Source organism: Brevibacterium sp., assembly GCF_022712115.1.
GTDB classification, from domain to species: domain Bacteria; phylum Actinomycetota; class Actinomycetes; order Actinomycetales; family Brevibacteriaceae; genus Brevibacterium; species Brevibacterium salitolerans.
The window spans coordinates 1-5,545 of the sequence record NZ_JALAHB010000061.1; the positions used below are offsets into that span (position 1 = coordinate 1).

A 5,545-nucleotide genomic window follows, 5' to 3' on the forward strand; every position below is an offset into this window, starting at 1 on the left:
CCCTCGCGCTGCCCGGCCGTCTCCCCGCCCAACCTGCCGTCCCATCCCTCCCCCCGGTCCCGCCACCCCCCCACCACCCGGGTCCCGGGGGGGCGTGGGGGCCACCCCGGCCCCCCGGGGCCGGGGGCTCTCCGCACCGCTGATCCGGCAGCGCCCGGCTGCCGCATCAGCCTCCCGGGAGCGGTCAGCCCACGCCCACCATGCCGGCGCACTCCCACTGGCTCCAGCCGGCGCGCTCCTGCAGCATCTTGGCGCGCATGAACTGCTCCTGCGGGCTGGCGTCCGCGGGGTTGCCGGAGCCGCCCACGCCCTCCCAGGTGGGGATGCCGAACTGGAAGAGGCCGAAGTACCTGTTGTTCGACCGGTTCACCGCCTTGGGGTTGAACTCGGACTCGCACTGGGCGATCTTGTACCAGGGGCTCGAGGGTCCGCCCAGCATCTCCTTGATGGCGGCGGTGGACATGGAGCCGCCCTCCTGACCGTCCGGGGAGATCTCGTAGCTGTCCGGGTCCGTGGGGTCTCCAGTGCCCACGAGCACGATCTCCTCCTTGGGCTTCTCGAGGACCTTCTCGTCCTTCTCGACGCGGGAGACCTCCTCGCCGTCGAGCAGGCCGACCTCGTAGGTCACCTCGCGCTTGCCGTTGTGGCCCTTCTGCTCGACCTTCTTCCCGCCCTCGACCATCTTGTCCGTCTTCTTCTCCGTGACCTTCTTCTTCACGGTCTCCTCGACGGTCTCCGTCTTGGTCTCCGTGCGCATGACGTCCACGGTCTGTCCGGAGGCGATGGGCGCGGTGAGCGGAGCGGAGACGACATCCGTCTCGTCGACGGCGACGCCGGCGAGTTCGAGCGCCTCACCCGTGGTGGCGGGGGTTCCCTCCACGGGAACGGTCTCACCGTCCGCGCGGACGGTGACGGTCTTGGGGGTGACCACGGTGAGCTCCGTGGCTCCTGCGGAGTCCAGGGGCGCATCACCGGCGGCGGAGATCTCCGCGCCGGCGGGGTCCACACCCAGATCCGCCAGCGCCTCGTCCACCGTGTTGGCGTGCGTGGTCTCGTCGTAGGACACGCCATCGAGGGTGAGCGCCACGTCCTTCTCCGTGTTCACCACGATGTCCATGCCGCGGGTCACGGACGCGTCCGTGCCGGGCTGGACCCTGTCGTCCTGGGCGAGGTCCAGGTTCTGTCCGGCGAGCACCTCCTCCACGGAATCGGAGAAGGTGCGCACCTGCTGATGCTCACCGTCGACCACCAGATCGACGGTCTTGTTGAAGCCGACGAATGCGGCAGTGGCGCCCACCATTGCGGTGATGACGACGGCCTGCCCTGCGATGTGGATGCCCTTGCGCTTCATTTCTCCCCTGCGGCGTCTGCCGCGCTGTTCGTGGTGCCCGTGGTGTGGTGGTGGGTGGTGCGGGTGCTGCTGTGTCCGCGGTGAGGCGGGCGGTGCCCGAGGCCGGTGGTGCCGTGGTCTCGAGCGGGTGGTGCTGCGGTCGTGCGGGTGGTGCGGTGTGGCGTACGGGTCGTGCGGTGTGGCGTGGATCCGGCCCGGTGCGGCCGGTCACACCCGAGAGCCGGGTGCCGCGAACGCCGCCCTCACACGGCGGTGAGTGCGGCGTTCGCGGATGGTCAGCGGATCGGTACGGTGCAGAGCCTCAGGCGCATGCCCACTGGCCCCAGCCGGCCTTCTGCTGCAGGATCTTCGCGCGCTTGAACTGCTCCTGCGGGCTGGCATCGATCGGGTTGCCGGAGCCGCCCACGGACTGCCAGGTGGCGAGCTTGAACTGGAACAGGCCGTAGTGCCCGTTCGGGTTCACCGCGCGCGGGTTGAACTCGGATTCGCACTTGGCGATCTTGTGCCAGCGGCTGCCGGGGCCGCCCAGCATCTCCTCGATCTCCGCCTTGCTCAGGTCGCCGGAGTAGTCGCCGCCTCCGCCGGAGCTGCCCTCGTCCGAGCCGCCGTCGGATCCGCCGTCACCGGAACCGCTGCCCTCGTCCTCCTTGGGAGCGGGTGCGGGCTCCGGCGCCTTGGTGCCCACGCGGACCACCTCGTCGACCGGCTTCTCCACGACCTTCTCGGACTTCTTGTCCTTGACGACCACTTCGCCGTTGACGGTGGTGACGGAGAAGACGATCTCCTTGGAGCCGTCCTTGCCCTTCGTCTCCACCTCGCGCTTGCCGCGCTCCAGCGAGTCGTCCTTCTTCTCCGTGACCTTCTTCTTGACGGTCTCGGTCTCCTTCTTGTCCTCCGTCTTGGTGCGCAGCACCTCGACGACCCCGCCGTCCGTCACGGGGGCGGAGGCAGGAAGGGAGAGGGTGTCGGTCTTGCCGAGCTTCACGCCGGCCTCGTCGATGACCTCCTGCGCGGTGGCGGCGGTGATCTCGACGGGCTTGCTCTTGCCGTCGGCCACGACGGTGACCGTCTTGGGCGTGACGACGGAGACGTCCTGGTTCTGCCCGTCGGCGAGGCTGGCCTCCAGATCCGTGGAGATGTCCGCGCCCTCCGGGTCCACGCCCAGCTCCGCGAGCGCCTGGCCCACGGTGTTGGCGGTGGTGGTCTCCTGGCTGGAGACGCCGTCGAGGGTGAGGTTCACGTCCTTGGCCGTGTTGACGACGACATCCATCCCACGGGTGATGTCCGCATCGGCGCCGGGCTGCACCTGGTCGCCGGCCGAGACCTCGATCTCCTGGGACTCGAGGAAGTCCGAGACGCTGCCGGAGAAGGTGCGCACCTGCTCCGACTGGCCGTCGACCACGAGGTTGACCTGCTTGTTGAGTCCCACGAAGGCAGCCGTGCCGCCCACCAGAGCGGTGATGACGACGGCCTGACCGGCGATCTGCACCTTTCGGTTGCGCAGAGCTGAGATCACGTGTTTGTCCAATCAGAAGACGGGAGGGAAGGAACGACTGCAACGAGTGTAACCGGTTCGTTATCTAACCGCTACCTCCGTTACAAAGGTTGTGAGCGAAGACTCAATCGCCGGGCCCAGCGCGCGCAGGGCCCAGCCCGCGCCTTGCCCCATTTTCCTACAACCCCCAGCGCCCGAACACCTGTTCTGCGTTGGTCGTGAGCTGGGCGCAGAGGTCGTGCAGGTCCGCCTCGCGCACCTCGGCCAGTTTCCGGACCGTGACCGCAGTGAGATACGGACCGCCCGGCTTCCCCCGGTGCGGGTGCGGGGTGAGGAACGGGGCGTCCGTCTCCGTCAGCAGCAGCTCCGCCGGCACCAGCGCGGCGGCCTCGCGCAGACCGGCCGCGTTCTTGAACGTGATGTTGCCGGCGAACGACATGAAGTAGCCGTGCTCCGCACACTCCCGCGCCATGGCGACGTCCCCGGAGAAGCAGTGGAACACGGTGCGCTCCGGTGCTCCGGCCTCGCGCAGGATCCGCAGGACGTCCGCGTGCGCCTCCCGGTCGTGGATCTCCAGCGCGAGGTCCAGCCGCTTGGCGATCTCGATGTGGGCGCGGAAGGACTCCTCCTGCCACCGCCTCGCCTGCTCCGGCGGGACGGGCACTCCGCCCACCTGGGCCTCCTCCAGGCGGAACCAGTCCAGCCCGGTCTCCCCCACCACGCGCATGCGGTCCGCACGGCACAGCTGCTCGATCTCCGTGAGCGAGTCCTCGAGCAGACCGGCGGCGGCCAGGCGCGGCGCCTCGTTGGGGTGGATAGCCGCCCCGCCGAGCATCCAGTCGCGACCGGCAGCGGCCTCGGCGGCCACGACCTGCGCCGTCCACCGGGCGGCTCCCATCTCACACCCGATCTGCACGATCCGGCTCACCCCGGCCTGAAGCGCGGTTTCGCGGAAGAAGGAGAGCGGCGGGAAGCTCTCGTCCTCCGCCGGGACGACCTCCGGAGCGGGCTCGCCGGCCTTGAGCGGGCCTCGGGCGCCGGTGCAGATGTCCAGGTGCGTGTGCGAGTCGATCACCGGATGCGGCAAGGGCTCCGGCACCGGCGGGTAGTCGCCGGCCGCGCGGGAGGCCATCAGGCGGTCTCCCCCTCCGCCGGCTCCACGTGCTTGGGGAACACCGGCGCGGGCGCGGGCAGCTGCGTGCCGGCGGGAACCGGTGTGCCGAGGCCGGCGAAGGTCCGCGCGTCCGCGTCCACACCCAGCTGGTCGAGGATCTGCGCCGTGGATCCCGGCATGACCGGCTGGAGCAGGAGCGTGACCCGGCGGACCACCTCGAGGGTGACGGCGAGGACGGTCGCCATGCGCGCGGGATCCGTCTTCTTCAGCTTCCAGGGCTCCTGGGCGCTGAAGTAGCGGTTGGCCGCGGACAGCACCTTCCAGGCCGCCTCGAGGTAGAGGTGCAGGCTCTGGACCTCCACGTGGGCCCGCGCGGTCGCGTGCAGATCACGGGCGGCGGCGAGGATCTCCTCGTCCTCCGCGGTGAGGTCCGCGAGCGCCGGCATCACGCCGTCCAGGTTCTTGCGCACCATCGACAGGGAGCGCTGGGCGAGGTTGCCGTACTCGTTGGCGAGGTCCGCGTTCTTGCGGGTGACGATGCCCTCGGCGGAGTAGGAGCCGTCCTGGCCGTAGGGGATCTCGCGGAGCACGAAGTAGCGGACGGTGTCGAGGCCGAACGAGTTGACGAGGTCGTAGGGGTCGACGACGTTGCCCACGGACTTGGACATCTTCTCGCCCCTGTTGAAGAGGAAGCCGTGCGCGTGGACGCGGCCGGGCAGCTCGAGGCCGGCGCTCATGAGGAAGGCCGGCCAGTAGACGGCGTGGAACCGGAGGATGTCCTTCCCGATCACGTGGACGTTCGCCGGCCAGCGCGTGCGGAACTCCTCGGAGTCGACGTCCGGGTAGCCGGCACCGGTGAGGTAGTTCGTGAGGGCGTCCACCCACACATACATGACGTGGCGCTCGTCCCCGGGGACGGGCACGCCCCAGTCGAAGGTGGTGCGAGAGCTCGAGAGGTCCTTGAGCCCGGAGGCCACGAAGGAGGCGACCTCGTTGCGGCGGGAGTCCGGGCCCACGAACTCCGGGTGCTCGCGGTAGAGCTCCAGCAACGGCTCCTGGTACTTGGACAGGCGGAAGAAGTAGGACTCCTCCTCCGTCCACTCCACCGGGGTGCCGGTGCCCACGGAGCAGCGGACGCCGTCCTCGCGGACCTCGGTCTCGTCCTCCTGGTAGTAGGCCTCGTCGCGGACGGAGTACCAGCCGGAGTAGGAGTCGAGGTAGATGTCCCCTGCCTCCTCCATGCGCCGCCAGATCGCCTGGCATGTGGCGTAGTGGTCCTCGTCCGTGGTGCGGATGAACCGGTCGTAGGAGGAGCCCAGGAAGTCCTGCAGCGCGCGGAAGGCGGCGGCGTTGCGGTCCGCGAGCTGGCGGGCAGTGATGCCCTCCTTCTCCGCGGTCTGCTGCATCTTCAGGCCGTGCTCGTCCGTGCCGGTCATGAAGTAGACGTCCTCACCGTCGAGGCGGTGGAAGCGCGCCATCGTGTCCGCTGCGATGTACTCGTATGCGTGGCCGATATGAGGGGTGCCGTTGGGGTACGCGATCGCGGTGGTGATGTAGAACGTCATAGTGCCGCCCAGTCTAGCGA

Annotated in this window: 4 protein-coding genes; all 4 read right to left on the bottom strand. The window is 69.4% G+C overall.

Going from position 1 to position 5,545, the window contains the following annotated elements; genetic code table 11:
• Window positions 1-184 precede the first annotated feature (184 nt).
• Window positions 185-1,351, bottom strand: coding sequence for a resuscitation-promoting factor (locus Q0A33_RS03590; RefSeq protein WP_291793238.1), 1,167 nt, complete (start codon window positions 1,349-1,351; stop codon window positions 185-187).
• A 301-nt stretch (window positions 1,352-1,652) separates the two neighbouring features.
• Entirely contained in the window at window positions 1,653-2,867 is a 1,215-nt protein-coding gene (locus Q0A33_RS03595) for a resuscitation-promoting factor (RefSeq protein ID WP_291793240.1), read from the bottom strand.
• A 157-nt stretch (window positions 2,868-3,024) separates the two neighbouring features.
• Window positions 3,025-3,978: a TatD family hydrolase gene (locus Q0A33_RS03600; RefSeq protein WP_291793243.1), complete on the bottom strand. Its 954-nt coding sequence runs from the start codon at window positions 3,976-3,978 to the stop codon at window positions 3,025-3,027.
• Window positions 3,978-5,525, bottom strand: coding sequence for a methionine--tRNA ligase (gene metG / locus Q0A33_RS03605; protein ID WP_291793246.1), 1,548 nt, complete (start codon window positions 5,523-5,525; stop codon window positions 3,978-3,980). Before metG ends, Q0A33_RS03600 begins: the two co-directional genes overlap by 1 nt.
• Between the last annotated feature and the right edge of the window lie 20 nt (window positions 5,526-5,545).